This window comes from Granulimonas faecalis (assembly GCF_022834715.1).
In the GTDB taxonomy this organism is placed as follows: Bacteria; Actinomycetota; Coriobacteriia; order Coriobacteriales; family Atopobiaceae; genus Granulimonas; species Granulimonas faecalis.
Genome location: NZ_BQKC01000001.1, coordinates 1636962 through 1658310, shown reverse-complemented (window position 1 = coordinate 1658310; position 21349 = coordinate 1636962). Strand labels below are relative to the sequence as shown.

Here is a 21349-nt window from a genome sequence, read left to right as displayed (position 1 = left end):
GCGTCTGGTGGCACGGGGCTAGTATAGCGACCGGGGCCATGGTCCCCCCATTGCGGCCGAGGCCATGGTTGCGCCTCTGTGACGGGGCCCGTCGGGGGGCGGCTCGGCGCCGTAGAATGGCCCGAAGCCGGCAAACGAGAGGACCTGCCATGGAGAAGAAGGACATCGACTGGGGCGAGCTCACCTTCAGCTACCAGCCCTGCGACTACAGCTATGTCTGCGACTACGAGAACGGCGCCTGGGGCGAGGGCGGGCTCACCGCCGACCACACCGTCACGCTCTCGGAGTGCGCGGGCATCCTTCACTACTGCCAGGAGTGCTTCGAGGGCCTCAAGGCCTACACCACCGAGGACGGCTCCATCGTGTGCTTCCGCCCCGACCTCAACGCCCGCCGCATGGCCGACTCGGCCGAGCGCCTCGTCATGCCGCCGTTTCCCGAGGACCGCTTCGTGGACGCCGTGAGGCAGGTCGTGGCCGCCAACGCCGCCTGGGTGCCTCCCTTCGGCTCCGGCGCCACGCTCTACGTGCGCCCCGTGATGTTCGCCACCGGCGAGGTCATCGGCGTTCGCCCCGCCGACAGGTACCAGTTCCGCATCCTCGTGACGCCCGTGGGCCCCTACTTCAAGGGCGGTGTGAAGCCCATCACCATCTGCGTGTCCGAGTACGACCGCGCCGCGCCCCACGGCACCGGCAACATCAAGGCCGGCCTCAACTACGCCATGAGCCTCTACCCCTACGAGAAGGCCCACGAGAGGGGCTTCTCGGAGAACCTCTACCTCGACTCCGCCACCCGCACCTACGTGGAGGAGACCGGCGGCGCCAACGTGTTGTTCGTGGACGGGGAGGGTCGCCTCGTGGTGCCCCAGTCCGCCACGGACTCCATCCTGCCCTCCATCACCCGCCGCAGCCTCGTCTCCGTGGCCCGGGACATGCTCGGCATGGAGGTCGTGGAGCGCCCGGTGCGCTTTGACGAGGTGGACGGCTTTGTGGAGTGCGGCCTCTGCGGCACCGCCGCGGTGATCAGCCCCGTGGGCCGCATCGTCGCCGGCGACCACGAGGTGGTGTTCAACGGCGGCGCCGACGAGATGGGCCCCGTCATGACCAGGCTCCGCGACACCCTCACCGGCATCCAGGCCGGCACCGTGGAGGCGCCCGAAGGCTGGATCGTGCGGATCCCGGTGGAGTAGGGGGCGGCAGGGGCCCCGCCGCGCCGCCGGGCGTGACAGCGGTGCCTGGCCCATCTGTCACTTCGCATATTTCTCTGTTGATGTCCGACGGGGACCGGTTTGCCGCCGCGCCCGCTGGCGCTCCGAGAGTCGGGCGCGCCCGCGGGCGCGGCGTCTCTCGGGGGCGCAGGATTGGGACAAAAGTGCCCGACCACTGGGACAAAAGTGTCCGGGTGATGGGACAGTCAGTAGCTGGCCAGGAACTCCCTCGTGCGCTCCTCCGCCGGGTGGTCGATGACCTGCTCGGCCGGGCCCTCCTCGACCACGCGGCCGCCGTCCATGAAGACGACGCGGTCGGCCACGTCGCGGGCGAAGGCCATCTCGTGGGTCACGATCGCCATGGTCATGTGCCGGGCCGCCAGCTCGCGGATGGCGCGGAGCACGCCCTGGGTGAGCTCGGGGTCCAGGGCGCTCGTGGGCTCGTCGAAGTAGAGCACCTGCGGGTCCATGGCCAGGGCGCGGGCGATGGCAACGCGCTGCTGCTGGCCGCCGGAGAGCTCGCAGGGCACGAGGTCCTCCTTGCCGGCCAGGTCCATCTGGGCGAGGAGCTCCCGCGCCCGGGCCTCGGCCTCGCCGCGGGGCGCGCCCTTGACCACCTGCGGGGCGTCGGCCACGTTCTGCAGCACCGTGCGGTGGGGGAACAGGTTGAAGTTCTGGAACACGAGGCCGAACCGCTCCCGCGCGGCCTTGAGCTCCGGCGCCCTGGCGTACACGGCGCGGCCGCCCTCCCCACGGGCCACCTCGAGGTCCCCGTACGCCAGGGACCCGTCGTCCAGGTGCTCCAGCAGGGTGAGGCAGCGCAGCAGCGTGGACTTGCCGCCCCCCGACGGCCCGATCACGGCCAGCACGTCGCCGGAGTTCACCTCGAGGGAGATGTCGCGCAGCACCTCGGTGTCGCCGAAGGCCTTGCGCCCGTGGGAGAGGCGCACCACGGCGCCGTCGCGGTTGTCGGTCATGGCGACCCCCTAGTCGTGGTAGTAGGACAGGCGCCTCTCGATGGAGGAGAGCGCCGCCTCGATCAGCAGGTTGATGCCCCAGTAGACGAGGCCGGCGACGAGGTAGGGGACCATCGACACCTCGCGGGCGGCGAGGGCCTTGGCGGCGTTGAACATCTCCATGATGCCCAGCACGAAGGCCAGCGACGTGTCCTTGACCAGCGTGATCACCTCGTTGCCGATGGCCGGCAGGATGCGCTTGACCACCTGGGGCAGCACGATGCGGCAGAAGGTCTGGGAGCGCGTGTAGCCGAGCACCTCGGCCGCCTCGTACTGGCCGCGCGGGATGGACTGGATGCCGGAGCGGTAGATCTCGGCGAAGTACGCGGCATAGTTGAGGATGAAGCCCACGGCGCAGGCCACGAACTTCCAGTCGGGGCCCATGTTGAGGCCGAAGAGGTAGTACGGGCAGAACATGATGGCCATGAGCTGCAGCATGAGCGGGGTGCCGCGCATGACCGAGATGTAGAGCCGCACCAGGGCGGCCACGGGGCGGCAGCGGCTCATGCGCCCGAGCGCCACCACGATGCCCAGGGGCAGGGCGCCCACGAGGGTCACGACGAAGATCTCGAGGGTGAGGACGAGTCCCTGGAGCAGGACGTCCATCATGACTGCGAACTCCATCCGGTGCCTTCCTGACGGAAACGGGCCCCGGCACGCGCGCCCGGGGCCCCGATGCCATGTCTGTCGTGCGGACCTACCCGAGGGTCCAGTTGCCGTCGTAGTCCACGCCGTACTCGGCGTAGCGCTCGCAGATCTCCTTGGCGGTGCCGTCGGCGGCGAGCTCCTTCAGGGCCTGGGTGACCTTCTCGGCGCGCTCGGTGTCGCCGAGCTTGAAGCCCACGGCGTAGTGCTCGGAGGAGAGGGGCTCGTCGAGCATGACGAAGGCGTCGGGGTTGGCCGAGGTCTGGTAGGCGGCGATGGACAGGTCGCAGGCTACGGCGTCCACCAGGCCGCTTTCGAGCTGGGCGAAGGCGTTGTTGTAGTCCGTGATCTGGTCGAGGGACCCGAAGGTGGCGGCGAGGTCGGCCCGGTCGCTCTGGAGGACCTCGAGGGCGGCGGAGTCCACCTGGGTGGCCACGGTGCGTCCGGCCAGGCCGTCGTAGCCCCCGATGCCGGAGCCCTTCTTCACCACGATCACCTGCTCGTTGAGCATGTAGGGCTCGGAGAAGGTGTACTTGTCCTCACGGCCCTCCATGGTGAAGCCGTTCCAGATGCAGTTGATGGACCCCTGGTTCATGAGGGCGTCCTTGGCGTCCCAGTCGATGGCCTGGCACTCCAGCTCCCAGCCGAGCCTGTCGCAGACGGCCTGGGCCAGGTCGAGGTCGAGGCCGCAGGGCTTGCCGTCGTCGCCGATGAAGCCGTAGGGCGGGTAGGAGTTGTCGTAGCCCACCACGAGCTTCTCGGTGGACGCCTCGGCCTCGGGGGCGCCGTCGGGCGCCCCTTGGGAGCAGGCGGAGAGCCCCATGAGGGCGAGGCATGCGAGGGCGCAGCAGACGAGGGTGGGGAACAGCTTCTTGGCCATGGGTCCTCCTCGGGCGGGGGCGGTCTGTGGCCTGTCACTTTATCACAGTAAAGCGTCTGGGCGGTTCCTGTCACCTCCTGGCAACAATGGCGGGACCGGGCAGCCGCCGCAACCGGGCCGCCGCGACCCGGCCGCGGCGCCCCCGTGACAAACCGGCCCGGTGCCTTGTCTCGTCCCCGCCTGCGGTGGGAAGATGGGGGTCGACCCCATCGATCCACCCAGAGCCGCCGGGAGGCCCCATGCAAGCCAAGAAACCAGAAGGAACCGAGGACCTCTTCGGGGCGCGCATGCGCGCCTGGGAGCGCATGCAGGCCGTCGCCCGCGAGACCTTCTCCCGCTACTGCTTCAGTGCCATCGAGACGCCGGCCATGGAGCAGGTGGACGTCTTCGTCCACGGCATCGGCACCTCCACGGACGTCGTGCGCAAGGAGATGTTCCGCGTCTTCTCGGGCGCCAACTTCGCCAACGTGCTCGAGAAGGGCTCCGAGGCCGGCCTCAAGCCCGGCAAGCGCCTGGCCCTGCGCCCCGAGGGCACGGCGGGCTTCGTGCGCGCGGCCGTGGAGAACACCTTCGTGCCCCAGGGCGGCGCGCCGGTGAAGATGTGGTACGCCGGCCCCATGTTCCGCGGCGAGCGCGTGCAGAAGGGGCGCCTGCGCCAGTTCCACCAGATCGGCGCCGAGGTGCTGGGCGCCTCCGACCCGGCCCTCGACGCTGAGGTCATCGTCATGCTCATGGACTTCTACCGGGCCCTGGGCCTCGACATGTCCCGCGTGCGGCTGCTGGTCAACTCCATGGGCGACCCCGCCTGCCGCCCCGCCTACCGCGGGAAGATCAGGCGGTTCATCCTCGACCACGCCGACGAGATGTGCGACGAGTGCGCCGTTCGCGCCGACACCAACCCGCTGCGCGCCTTCGACTGCAAGAACGACCGCTGCCGCGAGGTCATGGCCGCCGCGCCTAAGATCGCCGACGAGCTCTGCGACGAGTGCGCCGATCACTATGCCCGCGTGAAGGCCTACCTCGACGAGGCCGGCGTGGCCTACGAGGAGGACCCCACCCTCGTGCGCGGCCTCGACTACTACACGCGCACTGTCTTCGAAGTGCAGGTCACGAGCGGCATGGGTTCCCAGAGCGCCATCGGCGGCGGCGGCCGCTACGACGGCCTTATGGAGCTCGAGGGCGGCAAGCCCACCCCGGGTATCGGCTTCGCCGTGGGCTTCGAGCGCATCATGCTCGCCCTGGAGGACCAGGGCGTGGACCTCGCCGGCCCCGAGCCGTCCTGCGTCTACGTGGCCTGCGCCGCCCCCGAGTGCCGCGACGCGGTCTTCTCGGCGTGCCTCGCCCTGCGCCGCGCCGGCGTGCGCGTGGAGGCCGACTACCAGGGCCGCTCCCTCAAGAGCCAGTTCAAGCAGGCAGACAAGCACAACGCGCGTCTGTGCGTGGTCATCGGCCCCGACGAGCTCGCGGCCGGTGCCGTCACCGTGCGCGACATGGCGAGCCACGAGCAGGAGCAGGTGCCCATGGACGGGCTCGTGGAGGCCGTCCGGAACCTCGTCTGAACCCGATAGGGGGCGCGCCGTGATCTTTCATCTCGTGGACCCCGCGACGGGGGAGGAGGCCGAGCCCGACGGCCGGCCCGTGGTGGCGTTCCTTCCCCCGGAGCTCTGCGGCTGGTGGGCCGTGGCGCCCCTGTCGTCCAAGTTGCCCGAGGGCCTCCTCGCCCTGCTTGCGGGCTGGGACGGCTGGGGCGAGGCTGCGGGCGGCGCGTTCCCCGGCATAGCCGCCGAGGCGGGCTCCCTCCTGGACTGGGCCCGCGCCCACGGGCCCCTGGCGGCCACGGTCGGCTGGGGCATGGGCGGCCAGGTGGCTGTGGAGGCGGCCTTCGCCGGCACTGGGGCGACCGGCCCCCTCCTCGTGGGCGACGTGCTATGCCGCGAGGTGCCGGGGTCGCGCCCCTCGGCCTGGCTCACGGGCCTCGCCTGGTGCCTCATGGGCGGCCCGGCCCTGATGCGCCCCGGCGGGGCCGAGGCCCTCGACAGGGCCGTGGGGGCGGCGGACCGCGCCCTCAAGCGCGTGGCCAGGCGGCGCCGCTACGTCGCGAGCCAGATGGACGGGCTGGCCATACCCCGGGCCTACCTGGACCGCTTCGCCGCCGACGTCGCCGTGACGCCGCGCCCTGTCGTGGAGGCCATGACGGCGGCCGTGGAGGGGTGGCGCGTGCCCGTCGGGGCGGCCCCGGGTCTTCGGGTCGTGGTCGCCCTGGGAGGCCTCGACGGCCGTCCCTACCGCGAGAGCGCCGACGACCTCGCCCGCGCCCTCGGCGCCCCCGCCCCCACGGTGGCCCGCGACCTCTCGCGCAACGAGCTCTGCCTGCGCTACCCCGCCAGGGCCATGGAGGTCCTGCGCCCGCTGCTCCCTGTGTCCCGCTGATCCGAGGAGGCCCCGTGGCCCGCCGTCCCTTCCGCGTCCTGTCCGCATCCGACGACGCCGTGCGCCTGGCCGTGCGCGGCGCCTGCACCTGTCGCGAGCTGCTCCTCGCCGCGGGGGTGTCCCGCTCGGCCGCCGCTGCCGCAGAGTCGGCCCACCGGGTGTGCCGCGAGGGCGTGCCGCTCCAGGCGCCGGTGGCCCTGGAGCCCGGCGACGTCGTGGAGCTCCTCTTGGAGCCGGCGGACCCGGAGTTCCCGGACGTCGAGCCCGCCGCCGTGGCCTGGGAGGACCCGGCCGGCCTGCTCCTCGCCGCCGACAAGCCCTGCGGCCTGCTCGTGCACTCCGACGGCACCGGCGCCGAGTGCCTCGTGGACCGCGTGCAGGCGCGCCTGGCCGCCGACGGGCGCGTCAGGGAGGCCCACCCGGTGCAGCGCATCGACGTGGACACCTCGGGCCTCGTGCTCTTCTCGCTGGCGCCGGAGTTCCAGGCCGCCGTGGACGCCCAGGTGGCCGACGGCTCCATGGAGAAGGTTTACCTGACGCTGCTGGCCGGCTCCGTGGACCGCGAGCTCACGGTGGAGCGGCCCGTGGGCCGCGACCGCCACGACGCGCGCCGCATGCACGTGGGGGCCGGCCGCGCGGCCCTGACGCGCATCTCGCCCCTGGCCCCCGTGCGCCTCCCCGGCGGTCACGAGGCCACGCTCTGCACGGCCTCCATCCACACGGGTCGCCGCCACCAGATCAGGGCCCATGCGGCCTGGGCGGGCCATCCCGTGGTGGGCGACCGCCTCTACGGCGGCCCCGCGGCCAGCGGCCTCATGCTCCACGCGTGGCGGGAGGCTTTCACGCACCCGCTCACGGGGCAGCGCATTCGCGTGGAGGCGCCGGTGCCCGACCGCATGGTCCCCTTCGTGCCCGAAGGCGCCCTCTAGGGGAGGGGCGCCGTGCCGGGAAGTGCACCAAGTAGCTACCTGGTGCACGGGGAGGGCCTCTTTCACGCGGAAAAGTGCACCAAGTAGCCACTTGGTGCATATCGGGGCGCCCTTCTCATACCGGGAAGTGCACCAAGTAGCTACCTGGTGCATGCCGCCGGCCCCCGGTGCCGAAAAGCGCGCCAAGTAGCTACCTGGTGCAGTTCGGCAGGTCGGGGCCGCCCGCCGTCCGCCTCCTGTGACGATTTCGTGGACGAGGAACCCGCCCCGCCCGCGGCTCAGAACCATCCGAACTCATACAGTATGATTTCGGACCGTTGGCCCTCGGGCGCCGCGGCGTCCCCCGGCCGCCGCCATCGTCGAGAGGGGGCCACCCATGGCAGAGTCCAACGAAGACGGGTCCGTAGAGACCTTCCGCGACACCTACGCCGCCATCGACCGCGTCTACGACATGTACGCCCGCAGCTGCGGCGTGTCGCCCACGGAGTTCTGGTGCCTGGCCGCCGTGGCCGACAACGGCCTCACGAGCCAGGCGGAGGTGGCCGACCACCTCGGGGCGAGCCGCCAGACCGTGAACTCCGCCTTCAAGCAGCTCTGCTCCCGGGGCCTGGTGGTGCTCGAGCCCGACCCCGACAACGGCCGGGTGAAACGGGCCCGCCTCACCGGGGATGGTGACGCCTTCGTGGAGCGTCACCTCGTGGCCCTCGACGAGGCGGAGAAGGCCGTGTGGGAGGCGCTGCCCGCCGCCGACCGGACCATGCTCAACCGCGTCATGGGCCGCTACCTCGCCGCCCTCGCCCCGTCACTGGCCTCGCTGAACCGCTGAGGCCCCGTTCGCAAGAAAGGAGAACCAGTGCGGCTGATCCTTCACTTCCTGAAGCCCTACCGCCTCAAGTTCCTGCTCATCTGCCTCCTGCTCTCCGTGGACGTGGTGGGCACGCTCGCCATCCCCACCGTCGCCGCGCGGGTCCTCAACCTGGGCACCGCCCACGCGTCGTTCTCGCTGCTCGTCGAGGCCGGCCTGCAGATGTCGCTCGTCGCCCTCGTCACGGGCGTCGCCACCACGGCGGCCGCGGCCCTCTGCGCCGAGCTCTGCACCTCCGTGGGGCGCGACATCCGCTGCGCGCTCTACGCCAAGTCCATGAGGCTCTCCGTCTACGACTTCCGCCACTTCGGCGTGGCCTCCGTCACCACCCGCACCTCCTCCGACGTCACCACGGTGCAGACCCTGCTCACCCAGGCCATCCTCATGGTGGTGCCCGTGCCCCTCATGGCCGTGGCCGCGCTCGTGATGACCTTCTCGGTGGACGTCACGGCCGGCTGGTTCCTCGTGGCGTCCATCGCCGTGCTCATGGTGGTGGTGGGCGCCATCCTGCGCTCGGTGTCTCCGCTGTTCACGCGCCTGCAGAAGCAGCTCGACGCCATGACCCAGGTGCTGCTCGAGAACCTCTCGGGCGTGCGCGTGGTGCGGGCCTTCAACCGCCAGCGCCACGAGAACGGGCGCCTCGACGCCTCGTTCGCCGCCTATGCGGAGACCGCCATCAAGGCCAACAAGCTCTTCACCAACGTGGACGGGTTCCAGTACGTGGTGATGAACGTCTTCGTGATCGCCGTCTACTGGACCAGCGGCGCCCGCATCGCCGTGGGCGAGCTGGGTATCGGCGACATCACGGCGCTCGTGGAGTACGCCATCATGGTGCTCATGTACATCCTGATGGCGCAGTTCGTGTTCATCATGGTGCCCCGCGCCCTCGAGTGCGCCAGCCGCATCCAGGAGGTGCTCGACTACGCGCCGGAGATCGACGACCTCCCGGACGCCGTCGACCGGCCCTCGCCCGAGGAGGGCGTGCCCACCCTGCGGTTCTCGCGCGTGCGCTTTCGCTACCAGGACGCGCAGGAGGACGCCCTCACGGGGATCGACCTCGAGTGCTGGCCCGGCACCACCACCGCCATCATCGGCGGCACGGGCTCGGGCAAGTCCACCATCGCGAGCCTCATCATGCGCTTCAACGAGGTGACCCAGGGCTCCCTCGAGCTGGACAGCGTGGACGTTCGCCACCTGACGCAGCGCGCCCTCAGGGGGCGCATCGGCTATGTGCAGCAGAAGGCGTGGCTTGCCTCGGGCACCATTGCGGAGAACCTCCGCTGGGAGCGTGCCGACGCCACGGACGACGAGCTCTGGCACGCCCTCGAGGTGGCCCAGGCGGCCGACTTCGTGCGCGGCCTGCCCGAGGGCCTCGACGCCCCGGTGGCCCAGGGCGGCTCCAACTTCTCCGGCGGCCAGCGCCAGCGTCTGGCCATCGCCCGCGCCCTCGTGGCCAGGTCGGAGCTCTACGTGTTCGACGACTCCTTCTCTGCCCTGGACTTCAAGACCGACGCCGCCCTGCGCGCCGCCCTTGCGGGGGAGACCGCCGAGGCCGCGGTGCTGATCATCGCCCAGCGCGTGAGCACCATCCGCCACGCCGACCAGATCCTCGTCATCGACGAGGGCCGCCCCGTGGGCCTGGGCACCCACGACGAGCTCATGGCCGCGTGCCCCGTGTACCGGGAGATCGTGGCGTCCCAGACAAAGCAGGGGGTGCTGTCATGATGAACCCCGGATCCCGCCTCGGCATCGCGGCCCGCCTCTTCGGGCAGCTGGGCCCCCAGCGCCCGCGCCTCATGGCTGTCCTCGTCCTCCGCGTGCTCTACCTCGTGGTCTTCATATGGGCGCCCTTCCAGAGCGCCGTGGCCGTCAACGACCTGTGGGCCGCCGTGCAGCCTACCCTGGCGGGGGAGGGGTCCTTCTCCATCGCCTGGGACCCCCTGGGCTCGTCGCTCGCCCTCCTCACGCTGCTCTACGTGCTCCAGGTGGTCTTCTACTGGGCGTCGGTGCAGCTCATGGCATCGGTGGCCGAGACCCTCAACCTGCAGCTCCGCGAGTCCATCGCCGCCAAGCTCAACCGCCTGCCCCTGCGATTCTTCGACGGCCATCAGCCCGGCGAGGTGCTCACCCGCGTGACCGGCGACCTCGACAAGATCAGCGAGACCATGCAGACGGGCCTCCTCCAGCTCATCACCGCCGTGGGAACCATCGCGGGCGTGCTCGGCGTCATGATCTACTACTCGGTGGGCCTCACCCTCGTCTACCTGGCCTTCATGGCGCTCTCGGGCGTCCTCTGCGGCCTCATCTCCAAGCGCACCCTCAGTGCGGCCGACGAGCGGCAGGAGACCCTGGGGGCGCTCACCGGCCTCGTGGAGGAGTACTACACCGGCCGCAACGTCATCCGCGCCTGCAACCAGGAGCAGGCCACCTACGACGAGGTCCGCCGCCTCGCCGACGCCAACCGCGTGGCCACCCGCCGCGCCGACATCGCCATGAGCTCCATGAACCCGGTCATGCGCACCATCCAGCGCGTGGCGCTGGCCGTCATCGCCGTATCGTGCGGCGGCATGATGCTCTCGGGCGCCATGACGGTGGGTGTGGCCCAGGCGTTCTTCCAGTATGTCAACATGGCCGCCGAGCCCTTCGTCCAGGCCGCCTACATGGTCAACTCGCTCCAGAGCGCCCTCGCCTCCGCCCGGCGCACCTTCGAGCTGTTGGACGCCCCCGAGGAGGAGCCCGACTGCGACCACCCCATGGTGGTGGCCGACGCCTCCGGCGCCGTGACCTTCGAGCACGTGCGCTTTGGCTACGACCCCGAGAAGCCCCTGATGCGCGACGTCTCCTTCGGCGTCCTGCCAGGCCAGAAGGTGGCCGTGGTGGGCCCCACGGGCGCCGGCAAGACGACGCTCATCAACCTCCTGATGCGCTTCTACGAGGTCGACGGCGGCCGCATCACGCTCGACGGCGTCCCCACCCGCGAGCTCACCCGCGACGGCCTGCGCGACAACTTCGGCATGGTGCTCCAGGACACCTGGCTCTTCGGCGGCACCATCGCCGACAACATCGCCTACGCCAAGCCCGACGCCACCCGGGAGGAGATCGTGGAGGCCGCCAAGGCCGCCCGCGTGGACCACTTCATCCGCACCATGCCCCAGGGCTACGACACCGTGGTGGACAACGACGGCTCCAACCTGTCCCAGGGCCAGCGTCAGCTCATCACCATCGCCCGCGTGTTCCTGCGCAACCCGCCGGTGATCATCCTCGACGAGGCCACGTCGAGCGTGGACACCCGCACCGAGGTGGAGATCGGCCGCGCCATGGACCGGCTCATGCACGGCCGCACGAGCTTCGTCATCGCGCACCGCCTCTCCACCATCCGCGACGCCGACCTGATCCTCTACATGGACCACGGCACCATCGTCGAGCAGGGCACCCACGACAGCCTCCTGGAGGCCGGCGGGGCGTATGCGACGCTGTACAACTCCCAGTTCGCATAGCCGCCCTGTCCCATCACCCGGACACTTCTGTCCCAATGGTCGGGCACTTCTGTCCCACCGCCGGTGCCGTGCCGCCGTCCGCGTCCCGGCACCGGCGGGCATGTCTTTTCCCGCACGGCAGCGGCGTCCCCGTCCTCACCGCCCTGGGCGTTCGCGGCGCGTATCATGAAACCACTATGCCGAGAGTCCGCGCCGCCCGCCCCGGGCGGGGGAGAGGAGCACCCATGCCCGACACCATGCGAGGGGTCTACACCAACCTGACCAAGATCCGCCGCCAGGTGTTCCGGGAGGTGGCCCGCGCGGCCTACCTCGCCGGAGACGTCAACCCCGACTGGGCGGACCGTCTCCCGTACGAGATCCTCCCCGGCGACAAGGCCACGTACCGCGAGAGCATCTTCATCGAGCGCGCCATCGTGGGCGCCCGCATCCGCCTGGCCATGGGCCTCAACCTCCTGCCGGTTGACGAGCCCAACAAGATCTCCGACGGCCTCAAGGAGGCCGAGCGCCCCGAGGCTTATTACGAGCCGCCCCTCGTCAACATCATCAAGTTCGCGTGCCACGCGTGCCCGGAGAACTCCTACAAGGTCACCGACCAGTGCCAGGGCTGCCTTGCCCACCCCTGCCAGGAGGTGTGCCCCAAGGACGCCATCTCCTTCGTGAACCACCGGGCGCACATCGACCAGGACAAGTGCATCAAGTGCGGCCGGTGCGCCGGCGTGTGCCCCTACAGTGCCATCGTGCACCGCAACCGCCCCTGCGCCGCCGCCTGCGGCATGCACTGCATAGGCTCCGACGAGCAGGGCCGCGCCGACATCGACTACGACCGCTGCGTCTCCTGCGGCCAGTGCCTCATCAACTGCCCCTTCGGCGCCATCGCCGACAAGAGCCAGATCTTCCAGGTCATCAAGGCCATCAAGAGTGGCGCCGAGGTGATCGCGGCCGTGGCCCCGGCCTTCGTGGGCCAGTACGGCGGTCGCGGCGACGTGGGCAAGCTGCGGGAGATGTTCGAGATCCTGGGCTTCTCCGGCGTGGAGGAGGTGGCCATCGGCGCCGACCTCTGCACGGTGCAGGAGGCCGAGGACTTCCTCGAGGAGGTGCCCGACAAGCTTCCGTTCATGGCCACGTCGTGCTGCCCGGCCTGGGCCTCCATGGCCAAGAAGGAGTTCCCCGACAACGCCAACTGCATCTCCATGGCCCTCACCCCCATGACCCTCACGGCCCGGTTCCTGCGCGAGCAGCACCCCGACGCCAAGATCGTGTTCGTGGGGCCCTGCTCGGCCAAGAAGCTCGAGGCCATGCGCACCTCCGTGCGCTCCGAGGTGGACTTCGTCCTCACCTTCGAGGAGGTGGCGGGCATGATGGAGGCCCTGGAGGTCGACTACACCGCCTTGCCCAAGCCCGACGACAACGACTTCGGGGCCGCCAGCGCCGACGGCCGCGGCTTCGCCGTCTCGGGCGGCGTGGCGAACGCCGTGGTCAACGCCGTCAAGCGCATGGAGCCTGACCGCGAGGTCAACGTCTTCGCCGCCGAGGGCCTCGACGAGTGCCGCAAGATGATGCGCGACGCCGTCAAGGGCAAGTATCCCGGCTATCTCATCGAGGGCATGGCCTGCCCCGGCGGCTGCGTGGCCGGTGCCGGCACCCTCCAGGGCATCAAGAAGTCCCAGGCCCAGGTCAAGGCCTACATGAAGCGCTCCCCGCGCAAGAACGCCACCGAGAACGGCTACCGCATGCAGCTTCCCGAGCTTCTGGCCATGGGCCGCGACGAGCCCGACGACGCCCCGGTGCCGCCTCGCAACGAGAGGCGGGTTCCTGCCCCCGAGGAGCTGCGGGAGACGCTGTCGGTGGAGACGGTGGAGGAGCCCGTGGAGCAGTGACGCCGCCTGGGCGTGACGCCGCCTGGCACCGGCGCCGTCTGCCGCAACGCCACCTGAACGCGATTGAGGGCGGCTTCCGACGTGGTTCTGCGTCGGAAGCCGCCCTCATCGGTGTTCAGGGACGGGAAATCCGCCCTCATCCGCATTCAGGTGCGGGAGACGGTGCCCCCAGTCGCGTTCAGGTTTCGACCGGGGGTTGACGCCGCCGGGGGCGCCGCGCCGGGGCCTGACCGGGGACTGCCGCTGCGACGGGGCTGCCGCCGCGGCCTACCTAGTCCACCCGCAGGCTCACGTCCTTGAGCTGTGCCGACGACACCTGGCTCGGGGCGCCCTGCATGAGGTCGGAGCCGCTCGAGGTCTTGGGGAACGCCATGACGTCGCGGATGGAGTCGGCCCCCACGAGCAGCATGCACACGCGGTCGAGGCCCAGGGCGAAGCCGCCCATGGGGGGCGCGCCGAAGGAGAGGGCCTCGAGGAGGAACCCGAACTGCTCCCGGGCCTTCTCCTCGGTGAAGCCCAGGCGCTCGAGCACCTTGAGCTGCAGCTCCTCGTTGTGGATGCGCAGGCCGCCGCCGCCGGCCTCGAACCCGTCCATGACGAAGTCGTAGGTGTAGGAGCCCACGGCCAGCGGATCGGAGTCGATGAGCTGGATGTCCTGCTCCACGGGGAGCGTGAACGGGTGGTGCTCGGCGCTGTAGCGGCCGGTGGCCTTGTCCTGCTCGAACATGGGGAAGTCAACGACCCAGAGGAAGTCGTGGCCCTCGCGCTCGATGCCCAGAGCGTCGGCCATGTGGCAGCGCATGCCGCCGAGGATCTCGTCGGCCTCCTTGCGGGCGCAGGCGGCAAACATCACGAGGTCGCCGGGCTCCACGTCGGCGCGCGCCTTGAGGGCATCCATCTCGTCGTCGGAGAAGAACTTGACGATGGGGGAGTTCACGGATCCGTCCTCGCGGAAGGCGATCCAGGCCAGGCCCTTGGCCCCCAGGGTCTTGGCCACCTTCTCGAGCTTGTCGATCTGGGCGCGGGGCCACGCGCCGGCACCCTTGGCGTTGATGCACTTGACGCGCTCGCCCTCGGTGTTGGCGGCGCCGGCGAACACCTTGAAACGGCTGGCCTTGAAGATGTCGCTGACGTCCATGAGGTGCATGCCGTAGCGGGTGTCTGGCTTGTCGGAGCCGTAGGTGTCCATGGCCTCCCAGTAGGGGATGCGGCGCAGCGGGGTCTCGAAGTCCACGCCCACGGCCGAGAAGGCCTCCTTGAGCACGTGCTCCACCATGGCCATGACCTGGTCTTGGGTGACGAAGCTCATCTCGAGGTCCACTTGGGTGAACTCGGGCTGTCGGTCGGCGCGCAGGTCCTCGTCGCGGAAGCACTTGGCCACCTGGTAGTAGCGCTCGACGCCGCCCACCATGAGGAGCTGCTTGAGCAGCTGCGGGCTCTGGGGCAGGGCGTAGAAGTTGCCGGGCTGGATGCGCGAGGGGACGATGAAGTCGCGGGCGCCCTCGGGGGTCGACTTGGCCAGCGTGGGTGTCTCGACCTCGAGGAAGTCCTCGCCGTGGAGCGCGGAGCGGATGGCGAAGGTGAAGTCGTTGCGCAGCTTCAGGTTCCTCTGCATCTCCGGGCGGCGCAGGTCGAGGTAGCGGTAGCGCAGGCGCGTGTCCTCGGCGGTGTCGATGCCGTCCTCGATCTGGAAGGGCGGGGTCTTGCTGGTGTTGAGCACCACGACCTCGTGGACGAGCACCTCGACCTCGCCGGTGGGCAGGTTGGGGTTGGCGGTGTCCTCGGGGCGGGCGCGCACGGTGCCCGAGACCATGATGGGCCACTCGGGACGGATGGCCTCCGCGGTGTGGAAGGCCTCCCCGCCGGAGTTGTCGGGGTCGAACGTGAGCTGGGTGACCCCGTCGCGGTCGCGCAGGTCGACGAAGATGAGGCCGCCGTGGTCACGGCGGCGCCACACCCACCCGCACAGGACGACGTCCTGACCGATGTCGGACGAGCGGAGCTCGCCTGCGGTGTGGGTGGCCATGCAGAACTCTGACACTGTGGTTCCTTTCGTCTTGCCGCCCCGTGCCGGTGCGGGCGGCTTGCTCCAAGACGGCGCAGGTTGCGTAGACGGCGTAACGTGCGCACGGTCACCTATCATAGCAACGGGTGCGACCGGCGAGGCCACGCCCCCGGTATCCCCAGCACCCCGAAAGGAAGCCGAAACCCATGTACGCCGCAGCCGTGTTCGACCTCGACGGAACCATCCTCGACACCCTGGACGACCTGCAGCTCGCCCTCAACCACACCTTGGACGCCCACGGCTTCCCGCCCTACACACGCGCCGAGGTGCGCGCCATGGTGGGCAACGGCCTCAGGCGTCTCATGGCCGACGCCTGCCCCGAGGGCACGCCCCAGGCCGAGGTGGACGCCGTCTTCGAGGACTTCTGCGCCTACTACGCCGACCACTGCAACGACCACACCCGGCCCTACGCGGGCGTCGTGGCCATGGTGGGCCGCCTCCGCGCCGCCGGCGTGCGCTGCGCCGTGGTGTCCAACAAGGGCGACTTCGCGGTCTGCGAGCTCATGGACCTGCACTTCCCGGGGGTGTTCGACTTCGTCCTCGGCCAGCGCGACGACATCCCCCGCAAGCCCGACCCCGACATGGTCTACGCCGCCATGGCGGCCCTCGAGGCCGACCAGTCGAACTCCGTCTATGTGGGCGACTCCGAGGTCGACGTGGCCACGGCGGCCAATGCCGGCATCCCGTGCCTTTCGGTGACCTGGGGCTTCCGCGACCCGGAGTGGCTCTCCGCCCACGGCGCCACGGAGCTCGTCGACTCCGTGGGGGGGCTGGGCGACGCCATCCTGGCGGGCTGAGCGTGCCTGCGGGGCGGCGCCTGCCGGGGTCCCGATGCGCCATGAGAAAGGCGGCGGGGCCGAGTCTGCCCGCCGCCGTTACCGGACACGATTCTAACCGATTCCCGTGCCCCTCATTCAATCGTTTCGATACGTCCCTATGCCTCCGCCGCCGCGGCCTCCTCGGCCTCGACCTCGGAGCGGGGCTTGGTGCTCGCGTAGAACGTGACCTCGTCCGCGACGTCGGCGACGGTCCTGCCGTCGACCCACGGGAGGCCGAGGAACTCGCCGATGGTGGGGACGAGCTCGCTGCAGTCGGAGTAGTGGCCCTTGTGGTTGAGCTTGGAGGTGTCCTGGGCGCGCCAGTAGTGGGCGTTGACGTCGGTGAGGTAGTACATGGCGTCGCCGAGGGCCATATAGACCGAGTGGTTGTGGCTCAGGTAGTCGGTGAGCCCGTCGTAATTGAGGTCGAGGGCCTCTTCTGCACGAACACCCATGGGCTGTCCTTTCCTCGGGGGGATGCGGACGGCACGACCGTCCGCGCCTGTGGCTGAAACCGTACCTAAAAACAGTCCCTACCGAGCGCTTGGCCGTCGCCCAATCCGCGAACGGCCCCGGACCGCACGGAGACGGTCCGGGGCCGCACGGGGGCGCGGGTCGTGTGCGGCGCGGGCTACGACGAGGTGAGGAAGCAGTCCGGGAAGTCGGTGAGGAGCTGCTCCAGGTAGGTGGTGTAGCTGCTCAGCTGCTCGTGGATGGCCGTCGCTGCCTCCTTGCGGTTCTCGCCGCCCGAGGCGAGGAAGCCCACGACCTGGCGCAGGGTGGACACGGAGGGGACCGTGTAGCCGAACAGCACGCCCATGTTGAGGGTGCGGTCGAACGCCGTGCCCGTCTTCTTGAGCGACTGCCACACGTAGCCCTTGCCGGCGGCGCGGTACAGGGTGTCGTGGAACACCTCGTTCAGGCGGATGAACTCCGCCTCGTTGAAGCGCGACTCGGCCACCTCCTCCATGGCGTCCACCATGGAGGAGAGCTCGGCCACGGTCTCGGGGGAGACGTTGCGGGCGAGCTGCGTCACCACGAGGGGCTCCACGGCCACGCGCATGTAGAACGACTGCCGAAGCTCGCTCACCGAGATGCGGGAGACGTGCGTGGCGCTCTGGGGCGCCACCTCCACGAGCGAGCGGTCGCGCAGCAGCCCCATCGCCTCGTGGACGGGCGTGCGGGAGACCTCGAGGATCTCGGCCACGGACGACTCGCGGATCCAGGCCCCGGGGGGCATGTAGAGCATCATGATGTTGTAGGAGAGGATGCGGTAGGCGTAGGCCGACCCCGACTCCTTCTCCTCGCGGGGGAAGATGCGCATGCAGTCCGCCGCGCTCACTCCGGCGCGGCCCACGAGGCGCGTGCGCGGTTCTGGCATAGATCTCTCCATCCACGGTCGGTGATATACCAACGGCAGAATATCAGTGCCGGCGGACCTTGTCCCGGCCGGTCGCCGTTTCGTCCCCAAACAACACGTTCCCCGTGCGCGCCGACGGGCCCGGTCGGCGGCCGCCCGACCGACGGGGGCTCGGTGGCCCCTCTCGCCCCGTGCCCCCGCCTCGCCGGCCACGGCCTGCCCCACTGTCCCCGAAAAAAAGTAATCCCGGGTTTACTTGTGACGAGTTAGCTGTAAGATACTCTCGAGTTAACGACGCGATACTTTTTTGGAGGCCCCATGGAGGCAGTCAGGGAGAAGAGAGGCGTCCGCCGCGGCGGCCCGTCCGTCCCGGCCATGCCGCTCTCGATGGCCAAGGTCGGCGAGACCGTGACCGTCCAGGCCGTCAAGGGCGGCGAGCGCGTGGTGCGCCACCTGGCCACCCTCGGCTTCGTCGAGGGGGCGGCAGTGCGCGTCGTGGGCCAGGCGGTGTCGGGGACGGTGGCCCAGGTGATGGGCACCCGGCTCGCGCTCGACAAGGCGACGGCGCGCAGGGTCCTCTGCGCCCCCGGCGCCTGAGCCGCGCAACCAGTCGTACAGCTGCCCGACAGGCAGAGAGAGGAGAAGCCATGGCCGAGGTCATGACCCTCGCCGACGTCGCGGTGGGGGAGGCCTGCACCGTGCGCAGGCTCACCGGTTCGGGGCAGGTCCGCCGCCGGATCATGGACATGGGGATCACCAAGGGGACCCACGTGGCGGTGCGCAAGGTCGCGCCCCTGGGCGACCCCGTGGAGCTCACCGTCCGCGGCTACGAGCTGTCCATCCGCAAGGACGAGGCCGCCCGTGTGGAGGTAGTCCCCGCCTAGCCGAGGGGAGGGCCGGGCGGGGTGCCCGACCGCAGGAGAGAGAGGGCCCCGCACGGCGGGGCAGGGGGTCGCCCGCCCCCGGCACTACGAAAGGGAGACCCAGTGGACAAGACCGTGCACATCGCCTTGATAGGCAACCCCAACTGTGGCAAGACGACACTGTTCAACGAGCTTACCGGCTCCAACGGCTACGTGGGCAACTGGCCCGGCGTCACCGTGGAGAAGCTCGAGGCGCCGCTGCGCCGCGACCCGTCGGTGGTGCTCACCGACCTCCCCGGCGTCTACTCGCTCTCGCCCTACTCCCCCGAGGAGGTCGTGAGCCGCGACTACCTGCTCGGCGGCGAGCCCGCGTGCGTGGTCGACGTCGTCGACGCCACCAACCTCGAGCGCAACCTCTACCTCGCCACCCAGGTGCGCGAGTGCGGGGTGCCCTGCGTCGTGGCGCTCAACATGTGCGACCTCGTCGAGAAGCAGGGCGACTCCATCGACGTCGACGCCCTCTCCGAGCGCCTCGGCTGCCCGGTCGTGGGCATCAGCGCCCTGCGCCGCACCAACCTCGACGCCCTCGTCGAGGCCGCCGTCGAGGCCGGCCGCGCGGGCGCCGCCTCCCCTGCGCCCGCGTTCCTCACCGGCGAGGCGGCCGATGCCGTGGACGAGTGCTCCTCCATCGTGGCCCCCCACGTGGCCGACAAGGCGCGCCTGCCCTGGTACGCCGTCAAGGCCTTCGAGGGCGACGGGGCCGCCCTGGAGCCCCTCGGGCTGCCCGCGGCGTCCGTGGCCGCCCTCGACGCCGTGCGCTCCGGCGTCGAGGCAAGGCTGGACGACGACGCCGAGTCGCTCGTCACCTGCGAGCGCTACGACTGGATCGAGGCCACCGTCGCCGACTGCGTGGTCAAGGCGCCCCCGCACCTCACCGCCTCCGAGAGGATCGACCGCGTGGTCACCAACCGCTGGCTGGGCCTGCCCATCTTCGTGGCGGTCATGGTCCTCGTGTACTACCTCGCGGTCTCCACCGTGGGTACCTGGGGTACCGACTGGGCCAACGACGGCGTCTTCGGCGACGGCTGGTTCCTGAGCCCCGCCTCCGCGGCCGCCTACGACGAGGCGTCCGAGGAGTACGCCGACAACGACTACAGCGGCCGGGTGGACGCCTACCTCGCGGCCGCCGAGGAGGCCGGCGTCTCCACCGAGGGCGTGGCCGAAGCCGTCGAGGAGGGCGACACTGCCGTCGTCGAGGACTTCGCCTCCCGTGCCCAGGCCGCGGGTGTCGTGGCCACCGACGTCCCCGTGCACGACGCCGACGGCAACTTCCTCGACAGCGAGGGCAACGTGGTGCTCACCGACGCCTCCGACGAGCCCCGGCTGGCCGCCGGCCAGACCCTCGCCTACCACGACGACGTCGACGCCGCCGCGTTCCTCGCGGCCTCCGAGGCCGCCGAGCCCGTCCCCGGCGAGTACGGCATCTACGTGCCCGGCATCCCCGTGGTCGTCGAGGGCTGGCTCGACCAGGTCGGCGCCTCCGCCGTGGTGAAGTCCCTCGTCCTCGACGGCATCGTGGGCGGCGTGGGCTCCATCCTCGGCTTCGTGCCCCAGATGGTCGTGCTGTTCCTGCTCCTGTGCTTCCTCGAGGACTGCGGCTACATGAGCCGTGTGGCCTTCGTCATGGACCGCGCGTTCCGCCGCTTCGGCCTCTCCGGCAAGAGCTTCATCCCGCTGCTCATCTCCAGCGGCTGCGGCGTGCCCGGCATCATGGCCACCAAGACCATCGAGAACGAGCGCGACCGCCGCATGACCGTCATGCTCACCACCATGATCCCCTGCGGCGCCAAGACCCCGATCATCGCCCTGCTCATGGGCGTGCTCATCGGCGGCACCGAGGGCTGGTGGATCGCCCCGTTCTTCTACTTCCTGGGCCTCGCCGCCGTCATCGTGTCGGCCATCATGCTCAAGAAGACCAAGCCCTTCGCCGGCGAGCCCGCCCCGTTCGTCATGGAGCTGCCCGCCTACCACCTGCCCGCCCTCAAGTCGTACCTGCTGCACATGTGGGAGCGCGTCTCCGCGTTCATCAAGAAGGCCGGCACCATCATCTTCGTGGCCTGCGTGGGCGTGTGGCTCCTCTCCAACTTCGGCCTCGCCGGCTGGGAGGGCGGCGACGGCGCCTTCGGGTTCCTGCCCGCCATGGGGGCCGTGCCCGAGAACTACATGGACTTCTCGCTGCTCGCCGCCGTGGGCGGTGCCATCGCCTGGATCTTCGCGCCCCTGGGGTTCGGCTCATGGCAGGCCGCCGCGTGCTCGCTCTCCGCGCTCATCGCCAAGGAGAACCTCGTCTCCACGTTCGGCGTGCTGTTCGGCCTCGGTGAGGTGGGGGAGGGCTCCACGCTCCTCTGGGCCACGTTTCAGCAGATGTTCACCGTGGCCGGCGCTTTCTCCCTCGGCGCCATGATCGCCTTCGTGGCCTTCAACATGCTCGACGCCCCGTGCTTCGCTGCCATCGGCACCATCCGGCGCCAGATGAACGACACCAGGTGGTTCTGGGCGGCCGTGGGCTACCAGTGCGGCTTCGGCTGGGTCGTGGGCCTCATCATCAACCAGCTGTGGGAGCTCTTCGCCCTGGGGCGCTTCGGGGTCTGGACGGCGGTGGCGTTCGTCGCGCTGGCCGCCATCCTGTTCCAGCTCTTCCGGCCCATGCCCAAGGCGCGCGCGGGCCACGCCGAGGCGGCGAGGAAGGCCGCCTAGCGGCAACCTTCCGGTCGGGCCCAACCGGGCCAGCCTATAGACGCCTACCCCGCTTGGCGCCCCCGGACCTCCTCTCCCCGGGGGCGCCCTCCTGTTCTTTGGGCCCTGCGATGGGGAACAAACCAGCGAACCGTCGAGGAAA

The 21349-nt window shown here is 70.3% G+C and carries 18 protein-coding genes; 12 read left to right on the top strand and 6 right to left on the bottom strand.

The window, feature by feature from the left end; all coding sequences use genetic code 11:
* The first annotated feature begins 116 nt into the window (after window positions 1-116).
* Entirely contained in the window at window positions 117-1187 is a 1071-nt protein-coding gene (locus OR600_RS07435) for a branched-chain amino acid aminotransferase (protein ID WP_265590931.1), read from the top strand.
* Window positions 1188-1411: 224 nt separating this feature from the next.
* On the opposite strand, the gene OR600_RS07430 is transcribed toward OR600_RS07435, so the two are convergent.
* From OR600_RS07430 to OR600_RS07420, 3 genes are all read right to left on the bottom strand, one after another.
* The gene (locus OR600_RS07430; protein WP_265590930.1) at window positions 1412-2182 is read right to left on the bottom strand and encodes an amino acid ABC transporter ATP-binding protein; all 771 of its coding nucleotides are present in this window, start codon (window positions 2180-2182) and stop codon (window positions 1412-1414) included.
* A gap of 9 nt (window positions 2183-2191) precedes the next feature.
* Complete coding sequence (locus tag OR600_RS07425) at window positions 2192-2845, bottom strand: amino acid ABC transporter permease (protein WP_135978342.1); 654 nt, start codon at window positions 2843-2845, stop codon at window positions 2192-2194.
* A 73-nt stretch (window positions 2846-2918) separates the two neighbouring features.
* Window positions 2919-3746 (bottom strand): amino acid ABC transporter substrate-binding protein, encoded by an 828-nt coding sequence (locus OR600_RS07420; RefSeq protein WP_135978343.1) that lies wholly within the window; start codon window positions 3744-3746, stop codon window positions 2919-2921.
* A 239-nt stretch (window positions 3747-3985) separates the two neighbouring features.
* Here OR600_RS07420 and hisS point away from each other — a divergent pair, with 239 nt between their 5' ends.
* The 7 genes from hisS (at window position 3986) to OR600_RS07385 (ending at window position 13344) form a co-directional block, all read left to right on the top strand.
* On the top strand, window positions 3986-5305 hold the full coding sequence (hisS, locus tag OR600_RS07415; protein ID WP_135978344.1) for a histidine--tRNA ligase: 1320 nt from the start codon (window positions 3986-3988) through the stop codon (window positions 5303-5305).
* Between the two features lie 19 nt (window positions 5306-5324).
* Window positions 5325-6176, top strand: a complete 852-nt coding sequence (locus OR600_RS07410) for a hypothetical protein (RefSeq protein WP_251173086.1) — start codon at window positions 5325-5327, stop codon at window positions 6174-6176.
* 14 nt (window positions 6177-6190) lie between these two features.
* Window positions 6191-7105, top strand: coding sequence for an RluA family pseudouridine synthase (locus tag OR600_RS07405; RefSeq protein ID WP_251173087.1), 915 nt, complete (start codon window positions 6191-6193; stop codon window positions 7103-7105).
* Between the two features lie 376 nt (window positions 7106-7481).
* Window positions 7482-7931, top strand: a complete 450-nt coding sequence (locus tag OR600_RS07400) for a MarR family winged helix-turn-helix transcriptional regulator (RefSeq protein WP_135978346.1) — start codon at window positions 7482-7484, stop codon at window positions 7929-7931.
* Between the two features lie 27 nt (window positions 7932-7958).
* Window positions 7959-9695 carry an ABC transporter ATP-binding protein gene (locus tag OR600_RS07395; RefSeq protein WP_135978347.1) on the top strand — a complete coding sequence of 579 codons (1737 nt, stop codon included), beginning with the start codon at window positions 7959-7961 and terminating at the stop codon, window positions 9693-9695.
* The gene (locus tag OR600_RS07390) at window positions 9692-11467 is read left to right on the top strand and encodes an ABC transporter ATP-binding protein (RefSeq protein ID WP_135978348.1); all 1776 of its coding nucleotides are present in this window, start codon (window positions 9692-9694) and stop codon (window positions 11465-11467) included. Before OR600_RS07395 ends, OR600_RS07390 begins: the two co-directional genes overlap by 4 nt.
* A 224-nt stretch (window positions 11468-11691) precedes the next feature.
* Window positions 11692-13344: a 4Fe-4S dicluster domain-containing protein gene (locus OR600_RS07385; protein WP_135978349.1), complete on the top strand. Its 1653-nt coding sequence runs from the start codon at window positions 11692-11694 to the stop codon at window positions 13342-13344.
* Window positions 13345-13615: 271 nt separating this feature from the next.
* On the opposite strand, the gene aspS is transcribed toward OR600_RS07385, so the two are convergent.
* On the bottom strand, window positions 13616-15370 hold the full coding sequence (aspS, locus tag OR600_RS07380) for an aspartate--tRNA ligase (RefSeq protein ID WP_135978372.1): 1755 nt from the start codon (window positions 15368-15370) through the stop codon (window positions 13616-13618).
* A 185-nt stretch (window positions 15371-15555) separates the two neighbouring features.
* On the opposite strand from aspS, the gene OR600_RS07375 reads away from it, so the two are divergent.
* On the top strand, window positions 15556-16206 hold the full coding sequence (locus tag OR600_RS07375; protein WP_135978350.1) for an HAD family hydrolase: 651 nt from the start codon (window positions 15556-15558) through the stop codon (window positions 16204-16206).
* A gap of 137 nt (window positions 16207-16343) precedes the next feature.
* On the opposite strand, the gene OR600_RS07370 is transcribed toward OR600_RS07375, so the two are convergent.
* Entirely contained in the window at window positions 16344-16682 is a 339-nt protein-coding gene (locus OR600_RS07370) for a CDP-alcohol phosphatidyltransferase (protein ID WP_135978351.1), read from the bottom strand.
* Window positions 16683-16858: 176 nt separating this feature from the next.
* The gene (locus OR600_RS07365) at window positions 16859-17608 is read right to left on the bottom strand and encodes a GntR family transcriptional regulator (RefSeq protein WP_168354057.1); all 750 of its coding nucleotides are present in this window, start codon (window positions 17606-17608) and stop codon (window positions 16859-16861) included.
* A 297-nt stretch (window positions 17609-17905) separates the two neighbouring features.
* Here OR600_RS07365 and OR600_RS07360 point away from each other — a divergent pair, with 297 nt between their 5' ends.
* From OR600_RS07360 to feoB, 3 genes are all read left to right on the top strand, one after another.
* Complete coding sequence (locus OR600_RS07360) at window positions 17906-18184, top strand: FeoA family protein (protein ID WP_204407709.1); 279 nt, start codon at window positions 17906-17908, stop codon at window positions 18182-18184.
* A 50-nt stretch (window positions 18185-18234) separates the two neighbouring features.
* Complete coding sequence (locus OR600_RS07355; RefSeq protein ID WP_135978354.1) at window positions 18235-18471, top strand: FeoA family protein; 237 nt, start codon at window positions 18235-18237, stop codon at window positions 18469-18471.
* A 102-nt stretch (window positions 18472-18573) separates the two neighbouring features.
* Window positions 18574-21207, top strand: a complete 2634-nt coding sequence (feoB, locus tag OR600_RS07350) for a ferrous iron transporter B (RefSeq protein ID WP_265590929.1) — start codon at window positions 18574-18576, stop codon at window positions 21205-21207.
* The last annotated feature ends 142 nt before the right edge of the window (window positions 21208-21349 follow it).